This is a genomic window from Rhizobium sp. P2_G2 (assembly GCF_056403555.1).
Window position 1 is genome coordinate 73,062 of the sequence record NZ_JBFUFF010000024.1, and the last position, 20,155, is coordinate 93,216.

Sequence of the window (20,155 nt, forward strand, 5' to 3'; positions counted from 1 at the left end):
TGTTGAATGGAGCCTTCTTGAATGTTTACCGCCCATTTTCTCGCACTCGTGCTCACCAACACGAACATGCTGACGGGCGGCCAGGGCTATTGTGCCTTCGATTTCACCCTGCGTGACAAGACGGTCACCTATTCGAACGTCGAGATCGTGCTGCGCCCGCAATTCGACCCCAACGACACCGCCACCGGCAACGCGACACTGGACGACATCACGCTGGGCGCCAACAGCGTCGGCAGGAAGCGGGTGAAGATCACCACCGACACCGACTGCAATGTTACCGGCTTCAGCGTCGTCAAGGCCACGGCTACCAAGGACGGTGCGGCCGTCGACCTGATCGGCAGCCGGGCGCTGTCGGTCGGCAAGGAAAACCAGCTGCCGATCACCGTCGACGGCAATTGATCAGCCGCAAGTCTGCTACAAGGACCGCAGTCTAAACTTCCAGAAAATCGGGCATGGCGTGAGCGGAAATCGGATTTCACGCCGTTTTCCGCATGAAGGCCGCAATATTGGGAAGAACCGCATGCATCTCGATGCGCAAGATCGCGTCCTGTCGCTTTCTTTCGAACGTAACCCGAAGGAGCATGTCGATGCCATGATAGCCGCAGGTCGCCGGCTCGTGCGCCCGCGCCGCAAGCTTCCCCGCAGCGTCACCTTCGTTGGTTCGATAATCATCGGTATCGCAATCGGCATGTCGATGGATTTTTATCGAAAGCTGGTGCTAGAGCCGGTGTTTGGCGTGGATGCGGTCGCACCGCTCGGCATTGTCCTGCTCCAAATCTTGCCGATCATCATCATGCTTGCTGTCCTCTACTACATCTTCTGTATCCGAGCAGTGAAGCGGCGGCGGCAGGCGCTAATCGATAGGATGGAGCCTGGCAAGTTTGTCGATGTTGACATCTTTAAGGAGGGCCTCCGAACATCCTATGGCCTGATCACAACCATGTTCGACTGGAGGGCAGTCAATGACATCGTCGTCAGGCAGGATCGTATCGAATTCGATTTTGATACATCAATCAGCTACATTCCGGCACGTGCCTTCAAGAGCCGCGCCGAATTCGAAGCAGCCGCACAGCAAACCCGCCGGCTTTGGGCCGAGGCAAAAAACCGCTCGCCGACGGAAGAGGTCCGAACATCACACGACCGAACGTCGGAAAAATAGGACAAGGTCATCGGAAATCTGGTTCCCAGCCGTATTCCTCCACGAGGGCCACGACATCGGGAAAAACCGCATGGATTTCGATAGACAACACTGCATTATGTCTTTGTCCTACGAACGAGATGCGAAGGAACAGATCGAAATCGGACGGACGGCGACGGCGCGATGGCTGACATCCCGCGACGGATCGCCTGGTAAATATGCCTTGCTCTGGTATATCGCCTATATCGTCCTCTTTGGACTGCTGATGGAACTCTATCGGCGATATGTGCTGACCTATATCGCTGACCTTTCCAGCATCCCGCCATTCAGCATCGCCATGCTTCAGGCTCTTCCGGTGTTCGCCCTCATCTGGCTGCTGATCGTGATACAGAAGCGGCTGAACGCCAAGCGACGGGAGGAGGCGCTTGAGGCAGGGATGGCCGGAAAACGGCTTGTTTCCTTTGAGATCTATCCCGAAGGTATTCGCTCGACGATCGGCGAGATGATGTTCCAGAGCTATTGGACGGCGATTTGCGATATCATCATCTCGAAGCGATGCATCTATTTCGATTATGGCACATGGGTGTTCTATCTTCCCTCCCGCGTCTTCGAGGGACATGAAGACTATAAAAAGCGCACTCGGGAAATTGTCGCCCTCTGGAAGAGCGCCGTCGAAGCCAGGGCTGCCGTCGCAGACGCGGTTGGCCCTTGACGTTTGGCCGCAACTAGGTCATTTCACCGCGCTTGATTGTTGGGCCAATGGCCATATTGGAAATATCATGTCGAAAGCCACATCTTCCGCGCCCTCGCAGCGTATGCTGCGGGTGGGCGAACAAGTCCGTTCCGCGCTGACGCAGATCCTGCAGCGCGGCGAAATCGTCGATCCGGTGATCGAGACCACGGTCGTCTCGATCTCGGAAGTACGCATGTCGCCGGACCTCAAGATCGCCACCGCCTATGTGACGCCGCTCGGCTCCGCCGACCGCGACACGGTCGTAGAAGCGCTGAACCGCAATGCCCGCTTCATCCGCGGCAAGCTGTCGCCGGCGCTCAGGCAGATGAAATACATGCCGGACATTCGCTTCCGCGACGACACGAGTTTCGAGAATTATCGCAAGATCGACGAATTGCTGAAGTCGCCGCAAGTACAGCGCGACCTGGACCAGGAAGAAGAAGACAAGGAATAAATGTCCAAACCGAGAAAACCCAAGGGCCGGCCGATCTCCGGCTGGCTGATCCTCGACAAGCCGGTGGATTTCGGCTCGACCGAAGCCGTTTCCAAGATCAAGTGGCTCTACAAGGCACAGAAGGCGGGCCATGCCGGCACGCTCGATCCGCTCGCCTCCGGCATGCTGCCGATCGCGCTGGGCAACGCCACCAAGACCGTGCCTTACGTCATGGACGGCCGCAAGATCTATGAATTCACCATCGCCTGGGGCGAGGAACGCTCGACCGACGACCTCGAAGGCGAAGCCGTGCACATGTCGGACAGCCGCCCGACCGAGGAAGCGATCCGTGCGCTGCTGCCGAAATATACCGGCGTGATCGAACAGGTGCCGCCGCAATTCTCGGCGATCAAGATCGCCGGCGAGCGCGCCTATGATCTCGCGCGTGAAGGCGAGGTCGTGGAAATTCCCGCGCGCGAAGTCGAAGTCCACAGGCTGACGCTGATCAAGGCCGAGACAGACCGCGCCCATTTTGAAGTCGAATGCGGCAAGGGCACCTATGTGCGCTCGCTGGCGCGCGATCTCGGCCGTGATCTCGGCTGCTATGGCCATATCGCCACGCTGCGCCGCACCTATGTGGCGCCGTTCGGCGAGGAAACCATGGTGCCGCTTGCCAAGCTGGTCGAGCTCGAATCGATCGACGACGCGGATGAGCGGCTCGCGGCGCTTGATGCGTTCCTGATCGATACAGGCGAAGCGCTGTCGTCACTGCCGCATCTGCCTGTGAATGACGATCAGGCGCGGCGTCTGCGTGCCGGCAATCCGATCATCCTGCGCGGCCGCGATGCGCCGCTGCCCTGCCCCGAAGCCTATGCGACGGCGCATGGCGAACTGATCGCCATCGGCGCCATCGAGGCCGGTGAATTCCGCCCCAAGCGGGTCTTCGCCTGAGGCTGTCAAGGCGCGGCTACGAGCCCCGCCTTGTGCTGGATTAAATCAAGCCTTCGGCCTGCATTGCCGCCTGCACCGACGGGCGCGCGGAAACGCGCTCGACGAAAGCCTTGAGCTTCGGCCACTTGTCCAGCGGGATATTCATGCCTTTCGACCAATTGGTAACGACGAAGGCATAGGCATCGGCGACGGTGAACGCACTTCCAGTGAGGTAGGCGCGGCCATCGGCAAGGCGCGATTCCAGCCAATCGAATCTCTTGCCGATCGCAGCCTTGGCGGCATCCTTTTCTTCTTCCGTCTTGCCCGGATAGAAGAGTGGGCTGAAAGCCTTGTGCAGTTCGGAAGCGACGAAATTCAGCATTTCCTGGACGCGGGCGCGTGCCATCGTGCCAACAGGCGGGGCGAGTTCGGTGGCGCCATTGCTGTCGGCAATATATTGCAGGATGGCGGCGCCTTCGGTCAGCACTTCGCCATCGGCGAGTTGCAGTGCCGGCACGGCGCCCTTGGCGTTGATGGTCCAGAAATCAGTGCCTTTTTCCGTCGTCTTGGCTTTGCCGTCGACCTTCTCGATCTCAAAGGGTTTGCCGATCTCGTGCAGGATGACGTGGGAAGCCATGGAGCAAGCGCCGGGCGAATAGAACAGCTTCATGATAGTTACCTTTCGAAGGATTGGTTCGATGCGGTGTAACTAGGATATCTGGTTCTCTTTTGTAACCAGGCATCTTGAGGTAACCGGCATTTCCTGATATCCGCCAGGTAACCTGATTTCCGGGGAGAAATCCGATGACCTTGAAGCGCCGCAAGAACCACGCGCCGAGCCCCGCCTGCCCTCTCGGCGAATGCATGTCGATGATATCAGGCGCCTGGACGCCGCATATCATCTGGTATTTGAGCCAGGGGCCGCGCCGGTTTTCAGAACTGCGTGCCGACATCCCGAATATTTCGTCAAAGGTACTGAGCGCGCGGCTAAAGGAACTCGAACAGCGTGGCATAGTGCACCGCGAGGTCATGCCGACTTCGCCGCCGACGGTGGAATATAAGCTGACCGAACTCGGTGCCGAATTGATGCCGGTGATCGCGGCAATCGTTGATGTCAGCCATCGCATGCGGCTAAAGTCGCTCGGCACGTGCGACTTCGATCGACCCGCAGCGGCCGCCTGAGGAGGTGAAGATGTATGGACTGATCAGCAGGTTCAAAGCCCAGACCGGCAAGCGCGACGACCTGATCGCCATCATGACCGAGGGCGCTGTGAAAATGCCCGGCTGCATCAGCTATGTCATCGCCCGCGACCCGACGGATGCGGACGCGATCTGGATTACTGAAGTGTGGGACAACAAGGAGTCACATGCCGGGTCGCTGAATATTCCGGAAGTCAGGGCGACCATCCAGAAGGCCATGCCGCTGATTGGCGGGTTTGATCAGCGTTTTGAGACCGAGCCGTTGAATGTGGTTTGATCAGCGCCTATCAGCAGTGGTCTGTTGATAGCGGGCATAGAGCGCCTGTAGCCGTTTACACATCTCGGTGCTGGTCAGATTAGGCCGAGGATCATCGAGAGATTGCTGTAGGCGGAGGCGAATTGCCGCCATGCGCTCTTCATGTCTCTCATTCATGGCGTTGAGCTCTTCGGTCTCACTCATTTCTTTGGCTCTTTTCATATCGTCGTGACAGCATTGTTGATCTCATCGACAGCAGATGAAAAGCCGAAAAACCGGGATTTCCGCCACAGAACCCCTCCCCCTTCCCTTTTCCATCAAATTCGTTTATAGGCCCGGCCAGCTAACGATCCGTCGTTGCTATCACTGGCCAGCGCTGGACGACATCCCGGCCCTGGGCGTCTCAAAATCCAATAAAAACGAAAGGATTTGTCCGATGTCGATCACTGCAGAGCGCAAGGCTGAACTCATCAAGCTGTATGCCACCGTCGAAGGTGACACCGGTTCGCCGGAAGTCCAGGTGGCGCTGCTCACCGAGCGGATCAACAACCTGACCGGCCACTTCAAGGACCACAAGAAGGATAACCATTCTCGTCGTGGCCTGTTGAAGATGGTGTCGAGCCGCCGTTCGCTTCTTGACTATCTCAAGAAGAAGGACGAGCCCCGTTACACCAAGCTGATCGGTGCTCTCGGCATTCGCCGCTAATATTCTCCGGCCGGGGAGCCTGCTTCCCGGCCGTTTTCGCATCCGGAACAATCCGGAACCCTGGAGACCGGAGGGCCGTTGCTCCAGGATATGTCATCCAGCCCATCATGGGGCAGGATTGCAGGATGTTTGCCAGCCGGCCGGCTGATGACCGAAACATCCCGCTGTCTTGCCCGTGATGTGCACAATAAAGCGGACGATCGTGCCTTCAGGGCGCAGCTCCGCGCACAAAGGACAAACTATATGTTTCAAACCCACAAGATCGAAATCGAATGGGCCGGACGCCCGCTCATCCTGGAAACCGGCAAGATTGCCCGGCAGGCTGACGGCGCCGTTCTGGCCACCTATGGCGAGACCGTGGTCCTCGCCACCGTCGTCTCCGCCAAGGAGCCGAAGCCCGGCCAGGATTTCTTCCCGCTGACCGTCAACTACCAGGAAAAGACCTATGCCGCCGGCAAGATCCCCGGCGGCTATTTCAAGCGCGAAGGCCGCCCGAGCGAGAAGGAAACGCTCGTCTCCCGCCTGATCGACCGTCCGATCCGCCCGCTCTTCCCCGACGGCTACAAGAACGACACCCAGGTCGTCGTCACCGTCATGCAGCATGACCTCGAAAACGATCCGGACGTGCTCTCCATGGTCGCCACGTCTGCGGCGCTGACGCTTTCCGGCGTGCCGTTCATGGGTCCGATCGGCGGCGCTCGCGTCGGCTATATCAATGGCGAATATGTGCTCAACCCGCATCTCGACGAGATGGACGAGTCCTCGCTCGATCTCGTCGTCGCCGGCACGTCCGAAGCCGTGCTGATGGTCGAGTCCGAAGCCAAGGAACTCAACGAAGAGACCATGCTCGGCGCCGTCATGTTCGGCCATCGTGGTTTCCAGCCGGTGATCGACGCGATCATCCAGCTCGCCGAGGCAGCCGCCAAGGAGCCGCGCGACTTTACCGCGCCGGACCATTCCGAACTCGAAGCCGAAATGCTGAAGATCTCGGAAGAAGAGCTCCGTGCCGCCTACAAGAACACTGAAAAGGCCGTCCGCTACGCCGCCGTCGACGCCGTCAAGGCCAAGGTCAAGGCGCATTTCATCGACGCCGAAGGCAATTCGAAATATCCGGCCGATGTGATCGGCGCCGTGTTCAAGGAATTGCAGGCGAAGATCGTCCGCTGGAACATCCTCGACACCAAGAGCCGCATCGACGGCCGCGACCTCGAAACCGTTCGCCCGATCGTCGCCGAAGTCGGCATCCTGCCGCGCACCCATGGTTCGGCGCTGTTCACCCGCGGCGAGACGCAGGCGATCGTCGTCGCCACGCTCGGCACCGGCGAAGACGAGCAGTTCGTCGACAGCCTGACCGGCATGTACAAAGAAACCTTCATGCTGCACTATAATTTCCCGCCCTACTCGGTCGGTGAAACGGGCCGCATGGGTTCGCCGGGCCGCCGCGAAATCGGCCACGGCAAGCTTGCCTGGCGCGCCATCCATCCGATGCTGCCGAACGCGGAATCCTTCCCCTACACGCTGCGCGTCGTCTCGGAAATCACCGAATCCAACGGCTCGTCTTCGATGGCGACCGTCTGCGGCACTTCGCTGTCGCTGATGGATGCCGGCGTGCCGCTGGCGCGTCCGGTGGCGGGCATCGCCATGGGCCTGATCAAGGAAGACGATCGTTTCGCCGTTCTGTCCGACATTCTTGGCGATGAAGACCATCTCGGCGACATGGACTTCAAGGTGGCCGGCACCGAGATGGGCGTCACCTCGCTGCAGATGGACATCAAGATCGAGGGCATCACCGAAGAGATCATGGGCATCGCGCTCAAGCAGGCCAAGGGTGGTCGTATCCACATCCTCGGCGAAATGGCCAAGGCGATCTCCGAGAGCCGCGGCCAGCTCGGCGAATTCGCCCCGCGCATCGAAACGATGAACATTCCGGTCGACAAGATCCGCGAAGTCATCGGTTCGGGCGGCAAGGTGATCCGCGAGATCGTCGAAAAGACCGGCGCCAAGATCAACATCGAAGACGACGGCACCGTCAAGATCGCCTCTTCCTCCGCCAAGGAGATCGAAGCGGCGCGCAAGTGGATCCATTCGATCGTCGCCGAGCCGGAAGTCGGCCAGATCTATGAAGGCACGGTCGTCAAGATCGCCGATTTCGGCGCCTTCGTGAACTTCTTCGGCCCGCGCGATGGCCTCGTGCACATCTCCCAACTCGCGTCCGAACGCGTCGCCAAGACCGGCGATGTCGTCAAGGAAGGCCAGAAGGTCTGGGTCAAGCTGCTCGGCTTCGACGAGCGCGGCAAGGTGCGCCTCTCGATGAAGATTATCGACCAGGCGACCGGCAAGGAAATCGTGCAGAAGAAGGAAAGCGAAGACGCCGCTGAATAAGCGCGCTTGCTTTTCGTGATATCGAGGCGCGGGGTAGCCCGCGCCTTTTTTATATAGTCAAGCCGAAAGAACCGATCGTATGAGCCGCGACGCCGTCAAAACCCTTTTCCACCCCTTCGTCACCGACGTGCTGACGCCGCCGGCCAAGGACGAACGCGTCCTCTTTCTCGGCGCGGAAACAGGCTACGACCTGCCGGAAGGCTTCGACGCCGCAATCACCGCCGTGCAAGGCTTCAAGCCGCTCTACAACGCTCTGGTCAAGCGCGGCGTGGAAGCACAGCCATTTGCCGAAGGCGATGGCTATGACATGACACTCGTGCTCATGAGCCGCCATCGCGGCGCCAGCGAGAACTATCTCGCCGACGCCGTGCGCAGGACGCGGCCGGGCGGCCGGATCGTCGTTGCGGGCGCCAAGGAGGACGGTGTACAATCGTTGCGCAAGCGCGTTGCCGCCCTCGGCATAGAGACCGAGCATCTGGCAAAATATCATGCGCAGGCTTTCTGGTTTGCACAGCCAAACGACGCCGATGCGGTCATCGCCGCCTTCACCCAGCCGGAGGCAACAATCCTCGATCGCTTTGCCACGGCGCCGGGCATGTTTTCACACGGCGAAGCCGATCCCGGTTCCGTTTTCCTTGCCCGTTACCTGCCGAAGGGTTTTACCAAGCTCGCGGCGGATTTCGGCGCCGGCTGGGGATTTCTCGCCGATGCACTTTATCAGGCCTCTCCCGGTATCGAGGGCATCGATCTCTACGAGGCCGACCATGCGGCATTGCAGACCGCCCGGCGTAATCTCGACGCAGGCGCGCCTGCGCTCAGCGCCCGCTATTTCTGGCATGATCTTGCACGCGAGGCGGTCAAGCATCGTTACGACCTCATCATCATGAACCCGCCCTTCCACGAAGGCCATGCTGCGGAGCCGCAGCTCGGACAGGCGATGATAAAGACGGCGGCAAGCGCGCTCCGGCCGGGCGGAGAACTGCTGCTGGTCGCCAACCGCGGCCTGCCCTACGAGCCAGTTCTCAGCGAGCTGTTCAAGGCAAGCAACGAAGTGGCTCGCAACGCCCGTTACAAGGTTCTTTTCGGCAAGCTCTGAGCGCAAGCCTGTCATGAGGCTCCGGCATGACACAGTCTCTGTCTCGGATCGGAGCCCATCCGGATCGGCTTGTGCCGTTGCTTTCATTGCATTGTAACATCAAAGCCTGGAACGCGTGAAACGCGTAAACGTCTGTTATTGCTATAACATCTGATTTGTTAAAACCGTAACTTTTGGGACTTGCCGGCTGCTCGTGATGGACAAGGCCAAAACCCTTCGATAGATTATCATTTCATGCCATTTATTTAACTTTGGACGCCAATGGTCGAGCAGCGTCAGACCGAAGTGGACAAATATCTGACGCCGTCGGGGCTCGCTTCGGCGATTGGTGAATCCGCAGCGCGTTACGGAATTGACATTGTACCAATTTGCAAGGCGCTCGGGCTCGATCCAGCGACCTTTTCAGATCTCACCGGCCGAATCAGTCTCGACCGTCTTTGCCGCCTGTTCGAGACCTGCGCACTGATCACCGGCGACGAGGCTTTTGGCCTGAAAACCATCGACCATTTCCAGCCGGGGGCAAGCGGTCCCTATGGCTATGGCCTGATGAGCGCGCCCACGGCGCTGGATTTCTTCCGCTTCCTCGGCGATCACCAGCAATATGTCTCCGACAAGAGTTTCGCGCGGTTCAAGGTCGACAGCCACGGGGCAGAACTTCAGTTCTCCTATTCACCGCTGCTCGTCAAGCGCGACCAGTATGTCGACATGGTCATCGGGCTGATCATGCAGCGGCTCCGCGGCATATTGGGGCCAGACATCGACAGTATCGAGGTCGGCCTGGAAAGGTTGAAGCCGAAGAATATTGCCGTCTACCGCGAGAAAATTTCCAAGAAAATCAATTTCTCGCGCCGTATGAATAGCCTGAGACTGCCGCCCGAACTCTATTTCGTCACCAATTCGCGCGGCGACGACAGGCTCTTCCGGCTGATGGACCTGCAATGCCGCAGCCTGCGACCGGAGCGTTCCGAAGGCGACGACTTCGCCGAGGACCTGCGTGAATTCCTGCTGACGCGCATTGCCGAGAACGATATCAACCTCTCGGAGGCCGCCGATTATTTCCGTGTCTCAGAACGCACCCTGCAGCGCCGGCTCGCCGAAACCGGCACAAGCCTCAATGATCTTCGCGACGACGTCCGGCGCAGCCTGGCGGGAAAGCTGCTGACCGAGACCGAACTCAGCGCCGCCGAGATCGCCTTGCGGCTCGGCTATTCCGCCGCCAGCGCCTTCACCCGCTCGACGATGAGATGGTTCGGCAAGACGCCCCGCGACTATCGCAAGGCCGCGATCTAGGCATTTCATTGTTTCACAACGATGTCGCGGCGCAAAAGTCGATTATTCCAGATTTCAATCGCTTTAAGTTTAGCATCAATTCAGAATTCTTGGCGCGCGCTGTCAATGCAATTGCCCAAGTTTTAAACTACATCAGCGCCATCCGAATGAGGTGTTTGCGAGCCACTCCCAAGCGACGATTGGGGGCACGGCCGATTTCGTCATCGCGACAGCCTCAAGTGAACTCTCCTAGGACACCGGCAATCGCAGGAGCCCTGCATGAACCTGAATTTGAACGGCGTGATGATGATCCAGAGAAAGACGAGATTGGGTGCGGCTCAAGCCAAGCTCGACCTTACGCATGAGGAGATCGCCTGCCTCAAGCTTGTCGCCAACGGCTTCCGGCCGGGTGAAATCAGCGGCGAGTTGAAGACGGATGAAACAGAAGTCGACAGCATTCTCAACAGCGCCGAACGCAAGCTCGGCGCGCGCAACAGGCTGCATGCCATCGGCATCGCAGTCTCCCAAGGCTTGATCGGTATTGACGGTAAGTAACGCGTTTCCGGTCGAGCGCTGCAAGTGCCCCGGCGGAAAGCTGCCTGTCCCCTCCCGGTAGGCCGCTTCCCGTCGGATCGAAGGCGGGCGGACCACTTGCAGTTCTTATTCGAGCGCCACTCTCTAAAAGAGCCGCTCCATAGCCCGGCCTCGGGGTTCAGGCCGGGCTATGTTATTTCTATTTATTCCTGATCAGCGCGGCCCAGCGTTTCGAGCGCCGGCATCGAGGTGATGTTGTAGCCGGAATCGACGTAGTGAATTTCGCCGGTGACACCGCGCGACAGGTCCGACAGCAGATAGACGGCCGAGTTGCCGACATCCTCGATCGTCACCGTGCGTCGCATCGGCGAATTCTTCTGCTGCCAGTTGAGCATGGCGCGCGCATCGGAAATGCCGGCGCCGGCAAGTGTGCGGATCGGACCGGCAGAGATAGCGTTGACGCGGATGCCACGTGGGCCGTAATCCCCCGCCAGATAGCGGACCGAGGCTTCGAGTGCGGCCTTGGCGACACCCATGACGTTATAGTTGGGCATGATCCGCACCGAACCGCCATAGGTCAGCGTCAGCATCGACCCGCCATGGCTCATCAGGCCGGCGGCGCGCTTGGCGATCTCGGTGAACGAGAAGCAGGAGATCACCATGGTGCGGACGAAATTGTCGCGCGTGGTGTCGGCATAGAGGCCCTTGAGCTCGTTCTTGTCGGAGAAGCCGATGGCATGGACGATGAAATCGAGCGTGCCCCAGCGCTCGCCAATATGGGCGAACAGCGCATCGACCGATGCGAGGTCCTCGACATCACATTCAAGCAGAAAATCCGATCCGACTTCCTGGGCGAGCGGCTTGACGCGCTTGCCCAGCGCCTCGCCCTGATAGGTGAAGGCGAGTTCGGCGCCTTGAGCCGCGAGCGCCTTGGCAATGCCCCAGGCAATGGAATGGTTGTTGGCCACGCCCATGATCAGGCCGCGTTTTCCGTGCATCATACCCGTCATCGAGAGCGTCACCCGTTGAAACGTTCAAAGACCAGCGTGGCGTTGGTGCCGCCGAAGCCGAAGGAATTCGACAGCGCGACATCGATCTTTGCGTCGTCGATGCGCTTGCGGACGATCGGCACGCCCTCGAATTCCGGATCGAGCGTTTCGATATGGGCGCTCTCGCCGATGAAGCCGTTCTGCATCGAAAGGATCGAATAGATCGCTTCCTGCACGCCGGCAGCGCCCAGCGAATGGCCGGTCAGCGACTTGGTCGACTGGATATTCGGCATCTCTGCGCCGAACACTTCGCGGATCGCGCCGATTTCCTTGCTGTCGCCCACCGGCGTCGAGGTGCCGTGGGTGTTGACGTAGTCGACCTTGTTCTTGATGGTCGAAATCGCCATCTTCATGCACCGCTTGGCGCCCTCGCCCGACGGCGCCACCATGTCGTAGCCATCAGAGGTCGCGCCATAGCCGGTGAGTTCGCAATAGATCTTGGCGCCGCGCGCCTTGGCGTGCTCCAGCTCTTCGAGGATGACGACGCCGGCACCGCCGGCAATGACGAAGCCGTCACGGTTGGCATCATAGGCGCGCGAAGCGATCGTCGGCGTGTCGTTATACTTGGTCGACATCGCGCCCATGGCGTCGAACAGGTTGGACATGGTCCAGTCCAGATCCTCATGGCCGCCGGCGAACATCACGTCCTGCTTGCCCCATTGGATCATTTCCGCGGCATTGCCGATGCAATGCGCCGAGGTCGAGCAGGCCGACGAGATCGAATAGTTGACACCGTGAATCTTGAACCAGGTGGCGAGTGTCGCCGATGCGGTCGAGGACATGGCCTTCGGCACGGCGAACGGACCGATGCGCTTCGGCGAGGTGTTCTGGCGGGTGATATCCGCAGCCTCCACGATCTGGCGGGTCGATGGGCCGCCGGAACCCATGATGATGCCGGTGCGCTCGTTGGAGATATCCTTCTCCTCGAGGCCGGAATCGGCAATCGCCTGCAGCATGGAGACGTGGTTCCACTGACCGGCGGTCGACAGGAAGCGCGTGGCGCGCCGGTCGACCATGCCGGTCAGGTCAAGATTGGGGGCGCCCCAGACCTGGCACTTGAAGCCGTGCTCGGCAAAATCGGGCGAGAAGGAAATGCCGGATTTCGCGTTGCGCAGGGATTCCGTCACCTCGGCGGCATTGTTGCCGATGGACGACACGATCCCAAGGCCGGTGACAACGACACGTCTCATGATTTCAGACCTTCAATAAGTTGGCGGATTGGCCCAAGCGAAACGCTCAAGCCGCCTTTTCCTTCGAGAGGCCGACCTTGAGGTCCGTCGCCTGATAGATGGTTTCCCCGTCAGCCTTCAGCCAGCCGTCAGCGATGCCCAGGACCAGACGGCCGCGCATGACGCGCTTGAAGTCGATGCCATATTCGAGCAGCTTGGTGTTCGGGCGGACCATGCCCTTGAACTTGACCTCGCCGGTGGAGAGCGCCATGCCACGGCCTTCCTCGCCGAGCCAGCCGAGGAAGAAGCCCGTCAACTGCCACATGCCGTCAAGGCCCAGGCAACCGGGCATGATCGGATTGCCTTCGAAATGGCAGGGGAAATACCAGTCGTCGGGGCGAACGTCATATTCGGCGCGGAGATAGCCCTTGTCGAAAGCGCCGCCGGTTTCGGAAATGTCGCTGATGCGGTGGACCATCAGCATAGGGGGAAGCGGCAGTTGTGCATTGCCCGGGCCGAACAATTCGCCGTGAGCACAGGTCAGGAGATCCTCATAGGTATAACTCGACTTCTGCACGGCCATAAACGGCGTTCCCCCTGTTTTTTAAACTCAGACACTTCGGGCCGCTCTCAGCACGCCCGAGCGCGGACTTGCAGCCGCAATATAGGATGCGGCGGTAAAAAGCCAACTTAAATCGCCGTTTTCCAATGCGTCGAAAAGGCCTTGCAATGAAAATCTGTTGAAAGGCAAGCCCCAGGTCTATATATCGTTGACAAAAATACTCCTATTTTTCACGGGATCGGAGCTTGGCATTTATGGCCGGTCATCATTCGGCATCGACTGAAGCGCGTTTGCGGCAGGCAGGTTTGCGCCCGACACGACAGCGCGTCGCCCTGGCGTCGCTGCTATTCGCCAAGGGCGACCGGCACCTGACCGTCGAGGAACTGCACGAGGAAGCTGCGGAAGCCGGTATCGACGTGTCGCTCGCCACGGTCTACAACACCCTGCACCAATTCACCGAAGCGCATATGATCCGCGTGCTTGCCGTCGAAGGCAGCCGGACCTATTTCGACACCAATATTTCCGACCATCACCATTTCTTCGTCGAGGGCCGTAACGAGGTGCTCGACATCCCGCTCAGCAATATTTCCATCGCCAACCTGCCGGAACCGCCGGAGGGTATGGAAATTGCGCATGTGGATGTGGTCATCCGCCTGCGCGAGAAGAAGGGCTGAGGGTCTTCGACCCGCACGAATTCCAATCACCCTCTCTTTCCAATACCGGCCCCAGCAGCCGAGGACGGCTACATGACGTCGTCCGGGTGCCGGCCAGGTCGTGCCTTGTAGACCGGAAAGCACCAGCCATAGCGCAACGCTCCGCCGCGAATGAGAAAAGCCGTGAGGCTTGCGAGCAGAAAGCAGGTGATCTGGCTGAAACCGAGTGCATGGGCGATCGTGAACACGGCCGAGCCCGCCATGGCAGCAGAAACATAGATTTCGGGCCGCAGCAGTACCGAGGGCTCGCCGGCGACGATATCGCGTAAAATTCCACCGAAGGTCGCCGTCAGCATGCCGGTGACGATCGCCACCACGGGCGACCCCGTCATCGCCAGCCCCTTGCCCGCGCCGAGCGCCGCATAGGCCGCCATGCCGATGGCGTCGAGCCAAAGCAGCACGCGATAGCGCGATTCGAAGAAATGGGCGGTAAAATAGACGAGCACGCCGGCGGCGGCGCAGACGAGGAGATAATCCGGATTCTTTACCCAGAACACCGGCAGCGCGCCGAGCACGACATCGCGCAGCGTGCCGCCGCCGATGCCGGTGACGGCAGCGAGGAAAACGAAGCCGATGAGATCCAGCTGCTTGCGGCTTGCAGACAATGCGCCGGTGCCGGCGAAAAGTGCGATCGCGGCATAATCAAGAAATTCGAGAATCGTCATGCCCGCCCCCTGCCGATGCCGATATGGGAAGGATGGCGCCGATGATTGTCAACGATTTTGATGCGACATCGTTGTGAGCTCCATCTCAGCGCAAAGGGTCATCGGCGGCAACCGCTCTTGCGCTGGACCGATGAGCAGGACGCAGTTACCGTTTGCCTCGACCAAAACACCGTCGACGACCTATCAGCATGCTTCTCCGCTCTGTCGTCCCGGAATAATCACGTGGCGATCTCGAAGCTTACGGCACATAAGTCGCGGTCTCACCTGTCCAATGCGCGACAGCCAGCGCCAGCCATTCACGGGCCGCGGTCGATGCGAGCTGGCCGTTGAGCGTTGGCTGGGTGAAATCCAGACCCAGCTCAACCTTGCCGCTCGACCGGTAGTCCGACGGCCAGGGGATGACCTCGAGACCGGCCTTGTCGAACAGCGCCTTGGCGCGCGGCATGTGATAGGCGGAAGTGATCAGCAGGCAGCTCTTGAGGCCATTCTGATCGGCAAGCGCCTTGGTCTCGGAAACATTCTCCTCGGTGTTGCGCGAGGCCGTGTCCTTGATCAGCCTTGTCGGATCGACGCCCATGGCGGAGAAGAAATCGCCGGCCAGTTCGGCATCACCCTTATAATCGCCGGAGAAGGAGCCGTCGCCGCCGGAGACAAGGATCTTTGTCTCAGGATGCAGCCGCGCCAGTCTTGCGGCCTCGATGAAGCGGTCGGCGGACTGGTTAAACTCCATGCCGCCCCGGCCCGCTGTGACTTCGAGATCAAAAGCGCCGCCGAGCACGATCATACAGGGGACTTGTGCCGGCAGGTCGGGACGCGGGTAACGCGCCTCCAGTGTCTGCAATGCCCAGGCGCCGGTCGAGGTGAAGAGGGTAGCGAACAGGACCGCGGCACCGAGAAGCGTGAACAGGAATGCGAAAAACCTGCGGCCGAGGAGTGTGAGCAGCAGCGCGAAAGCCACCAGAAAGAAGGCGAGCGACAGTGGCTGCAGCACGATCCAGGCGGACTTGCCGAGAAAGAACATCTTTGTCTCCCAAAAGAGAAGGCCGGCTTGGCGCCGGCCTTATGGCTTGATGTCAGGTGGCGCGGCCAAGCTGCGGCGAGGCGCTTGCCGCCGGCTTGCGCCGCAAGAAGGCAAAGCCGACCGCGAGTGCGACGCCGACGGCGATGATGGCGATCGACAGCAGCGGCCGATAGGCGAACCAGCCGATGGCGATGACGACCGGTCCCAGCACGAGGGTGAAGATCAGCGCGAGAATGCTCGTGCCGCCGCCGATTAGCGAACCGATGAACGGGATCAGGTCGCCCAGGATACTGAAGATCGCCATGCAGAGCTTGAAACCGATGAACAGGCCAATCAGGCCGCCGGCACGGATCAGCCAGGTGATCATCGTGTTCTCGTCCTGCGCCTGCTTGAACATCGCCGCTGCATCCTTGGTGCCGGGAGCGCTGAGGAAGATGTCGCGGCCATTCGAACTGGTATAGGGGCCGAGCGTGTCATCGATCTGCTTGCCGACGAAGCTCGCCTGCTTGAGGTCGATGCGCTCGAAGCGGATCTTCATGTCGCCGATCTGCGGCGAGGTCACCGAATTGCCGAGATAGACCTCGCCCTGGTTGAGCTTGGCCGGCCGGTCGGTCGAGATATTGCCGGCGATACGGCTGACATCGGTGGCGGCAAGCTTGATCTGCGTCGCATCACCAAGATCGGCGACCGTGTCGCCATTCATGGAAAAGGCGCCGACCGTGGCCTTCTGGACCGGCGTCGTCGCATCATTGACGGCGAAATCGGGATTGTCGTGGCCGCCCTGCTTGAAGTCGGAGGAGTCGACATGGCTCGACCGCCATTCCTTCTTATAGGAATAGGTCGTCGTGGTCGTTTCGCTGCCGCCGAGATTCTTCTCGGTATGGCTCTGCGATTCCTGGATCCATTGATACATCTGGACGTCACGCCTGACGGCGATGGCGCCGTCGGCGGTAACGCCGAAATCGGGATCGGCGGCCTGGCCGTTCGGCGTCACGGCGCCGGAAATATGCACCAGCTTGCCGTTGTTAGTCGCATCGACCTTGGCGCTGTCGATGGAAACGACAAGGCCGGCGCCTTCGACCAGCGCGCGATAGGTCTCGATCGCCCGGCCTTCGTTCCAGAACAGCAGCCAGATGCAGCCAAGAATCAGCACGATGCCGATCGGGATGCCGATCAGTGCATTCTTGATACGCGAAAACCAGGATGTCGTTTCAGTTTCGGTGTAGCTCATTTCCCTCTCCTGCGGGTCGATGCCCCAACGCGGTCCCACGAGCGTTGCAAAGACGAACGTACTGCTTCGACGTTAATCCATCGGGCCTTATTCTGTCATCACAGACGAAATTTCTCGCCATCGTTGAAATTTGACGAACGGACGAAGAGGGACCCGCAAATCTGCTTGCATTCTCGCGCAATAGGCCGGAAAAGTCGAAAGATTCGGCACTGCACCGCCGAACAAGGAATTGCGAAACTGGGGGGTTTCGATGAAGGCATTTTTCGAGCAGGCGAGACGGTTCCTGGCCGCCTGGCATGGCGTCATCTACGCGATTTCAGCATTCGTCATCGGCATTTTCGTCGCCTGGCATGTGCTGAGCCTTGCGACGCCGTTGTCAGGCCCCGAAATCATCCTGATGATCGTCTGCCTGGCTGGCCTGTCGGCCGGCCTCTGGCTGCGCTGGGGTGAAATGCGCCTTCTCAATGCGCTGGCGACACTCGGCATCTATGCCGGCGGCTTCGCGGCGGCGCTTGCCATCTACAATACCATCAAAGGACAGGGTGCTGCTGTCGCGGAATGGCAGATCTGGCTGATCTTCACCGGCATATTCCTGCTGCTCTACAAAGCCTTCGTCAGCTGGTTCGCACCATCGCGCCGGCTGGACGGCATGACACCCGAGGAACGCGCCGAATATCTCGCCGTACGCGCCGCCAATGCCCGCCGCAAGGCCGAGCTCAACAGCCTGCCATCGCAGGGCTGGTACCAGATCGCATCCTTCGTCACCGGCGCGGCCATGGTCGGCTCGTTCGCCACCACGGCGATCGGTTTCCACCATGAAATCGTCGACCCGCTCGATCCGCCGCTCATCCAATATGGTGTTCCGATCGGCCTTTCGGCATTGGCGGCGCTGATCATCTGGGCTGGCTGGAATTTCGTCTTCCTGCGCATCCGCCTGGCGCGCTTCATGATCTCGCGCATCTTCGGCTATGTCGTCGGCCTTATCGTGCTGGTGCCGATGACGCTCGCCATTCACACCGTGTTCGGCATTATCGGCGTCGGCGGCACGGAAGGCATCCGCGCCCATAATCTCTGGTATTCCGATGTGCTCGACGCTTATGAGCGGCGCGTCGACGGCATCCGCGCGGTCGAGGCCAACCGCCTGTCGGGCGCGCTGCAATATATGTCGAACCAGCTGCAGGCCGCGGCGGTCAGCGAGCAGACCACGGGCCAGGGCTGCGGCGCCGGCAGGGGCTCTCTCTGGCGGTTCTACACGGACTCGGCGGCGCGCACCGCGACAATCCTCAACATCGTCAATATCCGCAAGAACGCCAACCAGGATATCAAGGCGCAGATCGAGCAGTTGCGCGCCCATATCCGCAAGCCCGAAGGCAAGATCGAGGATATCCAGCCGGAACTCGCCGCCGAAGCCGACAATATCCGCAAGAAGATCGTCGAGACGGACAATTCCTCGGCGCTGCCGAGCGTGAAGACCTTCGTGCGCGAGACGCGCGCCACAGTGAATTCCGACGCCTTCTTCTCCGGCTGGTCGGCCTGCACGCTCGCCAAGAAGGACGTCATTCTCAACCAGATCGACACGCTGATCGATTCCGTCGAGGAGGCCGCGACCAGCGCCGAGAAGGACATCGATGTGCGCAAATCGAGCCCGGAATTCCGTATTCCGGTCGAAAACCGCATCGAGACCATTCCCTTCGTCGATCGCCTGTTCCATGGCACGCAGGAAACACCGCCGACGCCGCTGCAGCAGGCGCAGGCCGCCAACGACGTGCCGGTCTTCGTGCCGCTCCGGCCGTTCTGGGCCGTGGTCTCCTATGCCGGCAGCCTGATGGGCTATATTGCGCTACAACTGGCGCTCGACTTTTCGCCGGCGGTGCTGGGCCTGTTGTTTGCACTGCTGGCGCCGTTCCCGGACCACAAGACGCGGCTTGGCCGGGCCTGGGAGGGATTCTGGGCAAGGCAGCTCGAGAAGTGGACGCCAATGCGGGAGGAGCAGCCGGTCGTGGCGAAGGCGGAACCTGTGGTGGCGCCGGTTAGAGGTGTGGAGCCGGAGACCGCGACAGCTGCTGAGCAGACCAAGACGGAGGAGACTGTGGCTTCGGAAGAGGTCGCAGTTTCGGAGCCGGTGCAGCCGGATCATAGGGGCGTCTCGGAACCGAAGCCTGCATTGCGGCAGGAACCAAAGTTCGAGGAAGAGCGGCCGGAAGAGGATGACCACATCCGCGATGACAAGCCCGGAGATGTCAGACCGTTCTGATGGCCATTGAGCTTGGTTTTGTGCTTGGAACGGCCCCTTCGAGGCTTTTCCGGTTGCGCCGAAAAAGTGCCTCAGGGTGAAGGAGTATGGGGCAGCGCTGGTGCCCCAATCTTCTGTCGCTCACAGGGGCGCTTTTGGCATCGCGGTGCCCCAATCTCCCCTCATCCTGAGGTGCCCAATGACGCGAAGCGGAATTGGGCCTCGAAGGATCCACCATCAACTCTACGCAACGCTATGCTCATCAAAGCGTCCAGCTGCTTGCTGGATTACACTGGCCGCGTCGGAGCCTCTTGACGCCCAAGCAGGCGCGTCGAACGATCAGCATCAATGAGAAACCGTATCACGCGATATATGGGACGAGAGGTCATTCATATGGCCGCATATTTCAGCACCGCCGCGATGTCCTCTGGTTCCAGCAATGAGTAGTCTTCGAGAATCTCCGCCCGCGAGGCGCCTGCCGGGAGATCGAGAACGTCCTTCACGCGAATGCGCAGGCCGCGAATAATCGGACGGCCGCCGCATATCTCGGGATCGACGATAATTCTGTGAAGCTCGCTCATGGGGCCCCTGCTCGATGGTGCCCATAATCGGGATAGGGGGGAGCCAATCAGCTCCGCCCCTCCCACACCACCCGGCATGCGGGTCCGCACCGGGCGGTTGGAGCGGTTGAAGTCGTCAGGCTTATAGTTCTCCCGGCCCGACGCTTGGGTTTGCTTATTCTGGTTCGGCGGGTTTGATTTCTCGCTGCCGTGGCCTCTCGGGCTTCACCCTACCTGCCAGATCGGCGAGCTTCGCTGACGCGACCATCTGAGAC

Annotated in this window: 23 protein-coding genes; 14 read left to right on the forward strand and 9 right to left on the reverse strand. The window is 60.1% G+C overall.

The features are described 5' to 3' along the window. The first annotated feature begins 21 nt into the window (after positions 1-21). The 5 genes from AC1D06_RS18625 (at position 22) to truB (ending at position 3,255) form a co-directional block, all read left to right on the forward strand. Positions 22-399 carry a hypothetical protein gene (locus AC1D06_RS18625; RefSeq protein ID WP_477883302.1) on the forward strand — a complete coding sequence of 126 codons (378 nt, stop codon included), beginning with the start codon at positions 22-24 and terminating at the stop codon, positions 397-399. A 121-nt stretch (positions 400-520) separates the two neighbouring features. After that, positions 521-1,159 (forward strand): hypothetical protein, encoded by a 639-nt coding sequence (locus tag AC1D06_RS18630; protein ID WP_477987388.1) that lies wholly within the window; start codon positions 521-523, stop codon positions 1,157-1,159. Positions 1,160-1,229: 70 nt separating this feature from the next. Beyond that, positions 1,230-1,850 carry a hypothetical protein gene (locus AC1D06_RS18635; RefSeq protein WP_477987389.1) on the forward strand — a complete coding sequence of 207 codons (621 nt, stop codon included), beginning with the start codon at positions 1,230-1,232 and terminating at the stop codon, positions 1,848-1,850. A gap of 67 nt (positions 1,851-1,917) precedes the next feature. Continuing rightward, positions 1,918-2,325 carry a 30S ribosome-binding factor RbfA gene (rbfA, locus tag AC1D06_RS18640; RefSeq protein ID WP_477987391.1) on the forward strand — a complete coding sequence of 136 codons (408 nt, stop codon included), beginning with the start codon at positions 1,918-1,920 and terminating at the stop codon, positions 2,323-2,325. Then, entirely contained in the window at positions 2,326-3,255 is a 930-nt protein-coding gene (gene truB / locus AC1D06_RS18645; RefSeq protein ID WP_477987392.1) for a tRNA pseudouridine(55) synthase TruB, read from the forward strand. 40 nt (positions 3,256-3,295) lie between these two features. Here the strand turns inward: truB and gstA are convergent, their stop codons facing one another. Then, positions 3,296-3,904 carry a glutathione transferase GstA gene (gene gstA / locus AC1D06_RS18650; protein ID WP_477987393.1) on the reverse strand — a complete coding sequence of 203 codons (609 nt, stop codon included), beginning with the start codon at positions 3,902-3,904 and terminating at the stop codon, positions 3,296-3,298. A 134-nt stretch (positions 3,905-4,038) separates the two neighbouring features. Here gstA and AC1D06_RS18655 point away from each other — a divergent pair, with 134 nt between their 5' ends. Together AC1D06_RS18655 and AC1D06_RS18660 are read left to right on the forward strand one after the other, a co-directional pair. Next, positions 4,039-4,416: a winged helix-turn-helix transcriptional regulator gene (locus AC1D06_RS18655; protein ID WP_477883293.1), complete on the forward strand. Its 378-nt coding sequence runs from the start codon at positions 4,039-4,041 to the stop codon at positions 4,414-4,416. Positions 4,417-4,426: 10 nt separating this feature from the next. Then, positions 4,427-4,711, forward strand: a complete 285-nt coding sequence (locus AC1D06_RS18660; protein WP_477883291.1) for a putative quinol monooxygenase — start codon at positions 4,427-4,429, stop codon at positions 4,709-4,711. Here AC1D06_RS18660 and AC1D06_RS18665 read toward each other — a convergent pair whose 3' ends face one another. Next, positions 4,712-4,894 (reverse strand): hypothetical protein, encoded by a 183-nt coding sequence (locus AC1D06_RS18665; protein ID WP_477883289.1) that lies wholly within the window; start codon positions 4,892-4,894, stop codon positions 4,712-4,714. Positions 4,895-5,126: 232 nt separating this feature from the next. Here AC1D06_RS18665 and rpsO point away from each other — a divergent pair, with 232 nt between their 5' ends. The 5 genes from rpsO to AC1D06_RS18690 all read left to right on the forward strand — a co-directional run bounded on the left by rpsO (position 5,127) and on the right by AC1D06_RS18690 (position 10,698). Continuing rightward, on the forward strand, positions 5,127-5,396 hold the full coding sequence (gene rpsO, locus AC1D06_RS18670) for a 30S ribosomal protein S15 (RefSeq protein WP_477883288.1): 270 nt from the start codon (positions 5,127-5,129) through the stop codon (positions 5,394-5,396). A gap of 243 nt (positions 5,397-5,639) precedes the next feature. Then, positions 5,640-7,778 (forward strand): polyribonucleotide nucleotidyltransferase, encoded by a 2,139-nt coding sequence (pnp, locus tag AC1D06_RS18675; protein WP_477883286.1) that lies wholly within the window; start codon positions 5,640-5,642, stop codon positions 7,776-7,778. A 79-nt stretch (positions 7,779-7,857) separates the two neighbouring features. Then, entirely contained in the window at positions 7,858-8,874 is a 1,017-nt protein-coding gene (locus AC1D06_RS18680; protein WP_477987394.1) for a class I SAM-dependent methyltransferase, read from the forward strand. Positions 8,875-9,135: 261 nt separating this feature from the next. After that, entirely contained in the window at positions 9,136-10,164 is a 1,029-nt protein-coding gene (locus tag AC1D06_RS18685) for a helix-turn-helix domain-containing protein (RefSeq protein ID WP_477987395.1), read from the forward strand. A 258-nt stretch (positions 10,165-10,422) separates the two neighbouring features. Further along, positions 10,423-10,698, forward strand: coding sequence for a LuxR C-terminal-related transcriptional regulator (locus AC1D06_RS18690; RefSeq protein WP_477987396.1), 276 nt, complete (start codon positions 10,423-10,425; stop codon positions 10,696-10,698). 182 nt (positions 10,699-10,880) lie between these two features. Here the strand turns inward: AC1D06_RS18690 and fabI are convergent, their stop codons facing one another. From fabI to fabA, 3 genes are read right to left on the reverse strand one after another with little or no spacing between them, the layout of a single operon-like run. Beyond that, complete coding sequence (gene fabI / locus AC1D06_RS18695) at positions 10,881-11,687, reverse strand: enoyl-ACP reductase FabI (protein ID WP_477987397.1); 807 nt, start codon at positions 11,685-11,687, stop codon at positions 10,881-10,883. An 8-nt stretch (positions 11,688-11,695) separates the two neighbouring features. Next, a complete protein-coding gene (gene fabB / locus AC1D06_RS18700; protein WP_477987398.1) occupies positions 11,696-12,916 on the reverse strand; it encodes a beta-ketoacyl-ACP synthase I in 1,221 nt (406 codons plus the stop codon). A gap of 46 nt (positions 12,917-12,962) precedes the next feature. Beyond that, complete coding sequence (gene fabA, locus AC1D06_RS18705) at positions 12,963-13,478, reverse strand: 3-hydroxyacyl-[acyl-carrier-protein] dehydratase FabA (RefSeq protein ID WP_477883276.1); 516 nt, start codon at positions 13,476-13,478, stop codon at positions 12,963-12,965. Positions 13,479-13,711: 233 nt separating this feature from the next. Between fabA and irrA the strand changes: the two genes are divergently transcribed. Then, the gene (gene irrA, locus AC1D06_RS18710; protein WP_477883274.1) at positions 13,712-14,131 is read left to right on the forward strand and encodes an iron response transcriptional regulator IrrA; all 420 of its coding nucleotides are present in this window, start codon (positions 13,712-13,714) and stop codon (positions 14,129-14,131) included. 68 nt (positions 14,132-14,199) lie between these two features. Here irrA and AC1D06_RS18715 read toward each other — a convergent pair whose 3' ends face one another. From AC1D06_RS18715 to AC1D06_RS18725, 3 genes are all read right to left on the reverse strand, one after another. After that, positions 14,200-14,835, reverse strand: a complete 636-nt coding sequence (locus tag AC1D06_RS18715; protein WP_477883272.1) for a trimeric intracellular cation channel family protein — start codon at positions 14,833-14,835, stop codon at positions 14,200-14,202. A 238-nt stretch (positions 14,836-15,073) separates the two neighbouring features. Then, positions 15,074-15,856: a YdcF family protein gene (locus AC1D06_RS18720; protein ID WP_477883270.1), complete on the reverse strand. Its 783-nt coding sequence runs from the start codon at positions 15,854-15,856 to the stop codon at positions 15,074-15,076. Between the two features lie 52 nt (positions 15,857-15,908). After that, positions 15,909-17,087, reverse strand: coding sequence for a TMEM43 family protein (locus AC1D06_RS18725; RefSeq protein ID WP_477987399.1), 1,179 nt, complete (start codon positions 17,085-17,087; stop codon positions 15,909-15,911). A gap of 250 nt (positions 17,088-17,337) precedes the next feature. Between AC1D06_RS18725 and AC1D06_RS18730 the strand changes: the two genes are divergently transcribed. After that, on the forward strand, positions 17,338-19,341 hold the full coding sequence (locus tag AC1D06_RS18730) for an MFS transporter (RefSeq protein ID WP_477987400.1): 2,004 nt from the start codon (positions 17,338-17,340) through the stop codon (positions 19,339-19,341). A gap of 368 nt (positions 19,342-19,709) precedes the next feature. Here the strand turns inward: AC1D06_RS18730 and AC1D06_RS18735 are convergent, their stop codons facing one another. After that, positions 19,710-19,901, reverse strand: a complete 192-nt coding sequence (locus AC1D06_RS18735; protein ID WP_477987401.1) for a DUF433 domain-containing protein — start codon at positions 19,899-19,901, stop codon at positions 19,710-19,712. Between the last annotated feature and the right edge of the window lie 254 nt (positions 19,902-20,155).

Bases quoted from the DNA above. Each gene is read 5' to 3' on its own strand.
- AC1D06_RS18655 (WP_477883293.1), top strand. From the start codon at position 4,039: ATGACCTTGAAGCGCCGCAAGAACCACGCGCCGAGCCCCGCCTGCCCT.
- AC1D06_RS18665 (WP_477883289.1), bottom strand. From the start codon at position 4,894: ATGAGTGAGACCGAAGAGCTCAACGCCATGAATGAGAGACATGAAGAG.
- fabB (WP_477987398.1), bottom strand. From the start codon at position 12,916: ATGAGACGTGTCGTTGTCACCGGCCTTGGGATCGTGTCGTCCATCGGC.
- rpsO (WP_477883288.1), top strand. From the start codon at position 5,127: ATGTCGATCACTGCAGAGCGCAAGGCTGAACTCATCAAGCTGTATGCC.
- AC1D06_RS18685 (WP_477987395.1), top strand. From the start codon at position 9,136: ATGGTCGAGCAGCGTCAGACCGAAGTGGACAAATATCTGACGCCGTCG.
- fabI (WP_477987397.1), bottom strand. From the start codon at position 11,687: ATGACGGGTATGATGCACGGAAAACGCGGCCTGATCATGGGCGTGGCC.
- AC1D06_RS18720 (WP_477883270.1), bottom strand. From the start codon at position 15,856: ATGTTCTTTCTCGGCAAGTCCGCCTGGATCGTGCTGCAGCCACTGTCG.
- AC1D06_RS18735 (WP_477987401.1), bottom strand. From the start codon at position 19,901: ATGAGCGAGCTTCACAGAATTATCGTCGATCCCGAGATATGCGGCGGC.
- AC1D06_RS18690 (WP_477987396.1), top strand. From the start codon at position 10,423: ATGAACCTGAATTTGAACGGCGTGATGATGATCCAGAGAAAGACGAGA.
- fabA (WP_477883276.1), bottom strand. From the start codon at position 13,478: ATGGCCGTGCAGAAGTCGAGTTATACCTATGAGGATCTCCTGACCTGT.
- AC1D06_RS18715 (WP_477883272.1), bottom strand. From the start codon at position 14,835: ATGACGATTCTCGAATTTCTTGATTATGCCGCGATCGCACTTTTCGCC.
- truB (WP_477987392.1), top strand. From the start codon at position 2,326: ATGTCCAAACCGAGAAAACCCAAGGGCCGGCCGATCTCCGGCTGGCTG.
- pnp (WP_477883286.1), top strand. From the start codon at position 5,640: ATGTTTCAAACCCACAAGATCGAAATCGAATGGGCCGGACGCCCGCTC.
- irrA (WP_477883274.1), top strand. From the start codon at position 13,712: ATGGCCGGTCATCATTCGGCATCGACTGAAGCGCGTTTGCGGCAGGCA.
- AC1D06_RS18635 (WP_477987389.1), top strand. From the start codon at position 1,230: ATGGATTTCGATAGACAACACTGCATTATGTCTTTGTCCTACGAACGA.
- rbfA (WP_477987391.1), top strand. From the start codon at position 1,918: ATGTCGAAAGCCACATCTTCCGCGCCCTCGCAGCGTATGCTGCGGGTG.
- AC1D06_RS18725 (WP_477987399.1), bottom strand. From the start codon at position 17,087: ATGAGCTACACCGAAACTGAAACGACATCCTGGTTTTCGCGTATCAAG.
- AC1D06_RS18630 (WP_477987388.1), top strand. From the start codon at position 521: ATGCATCTCGATGCGCAAGATCGCGTCCTGTCGCTTTCTTTCGAACGT.
- gstA (WP_477987393.1), bottom strand. From the start codon at position 3,904: ATGAAGCTGTTCTATTCGCCCGGCGCTTGCTCCATGGCTTCCCACGTC.
- AC1D06_RS18625 (WP_477883302.1), top strand. From the start codon at position 22: ATGTTTACCGCCCATTTTCTCGCACTCGTGCTCACCAACACGAACATG.
- AC1D06_RS18680 (WP_477987394.1), top strand. From the start codon at position 7,858: ATGAGCCGCGACGCCGTCAAAACCCTTTTCCACCCCTTCGTCACCGAC.
- AC1D06_RS18660 (WP_477883291.1), top strand. From the start codon at position 4,427: ATGTATGGACTGATCAGCAGGTTCAAAGCCCAGACCGGCAAGCGCGAC.
- AC1D06_RS18730 (WP_477987400.1), top strand. From the start codon at position 17,338: ATGAAGGCATTTTTCGAGCAGGCGAGACGGTTCCTGGCCGCCTGGCAT.